Source organism: Lactobacillus sp. C449L (assembly GCF_059900815.1).
In genome coordinates, this window is record NZ_JBWXGA010000324.1 from 1 (window position 1) to 428 (window position 428).

1 protein-coding gene is annotated in these 428 nt (G+C 68.9%); it reads right to left on the minus strand.

Annotation, left to right across the window (positions count from 1 at the left end; all coding sequences use genetic code 11):
* Positions 1–191: hypothetical protein (locus AC2JF9_RS09600; RefSeq protein ID WP_500727330.1), on the minus strand; the 191-nt coding region annotated here is incomplete at its 3' end.
* Positions 192–428 lie beyond the last annotated feature (237 nt).

Sequence of the window (428 nt, forward strand, 5' to 3'; positions counted from 1 at the left end):
TCCTGCGGGAAGCGCGGCCTTTTCAGATCGCGTTCCAGCGGGATCTCCGGGACACACGGCACGATCTCGCCCGCGTCCTCCGGCCCTGGGCGCAGGCCGCGCAGGGCCGGGTCAGTGTGGTGCCCTTGCGCGACGCGCGGTCTGACGAGCCGCTCGTATCGCGCCTCGTCACCGCTATGGGGCTTCAGCATCTTGCCGGACAGCTGGCCAGCGCCGACAGTCTATCGCGAACGGAGAATCGGAGCCCAGGCCCCTATGCCGTCGAGATCTCGCGCCGCCTCCGAGCGACGGGCGGGCCGTTCGGGCTCGCTCATCCGGAGGCGAGGCGGGTCACTGACGAAATCTCGTCCATCCTCCGGAGCCGGGGCTTGGACAGCCAATCGTTCCGCGGTTGGACCAGTCCGCCAGAGCTCAGGCGAGAGATACGT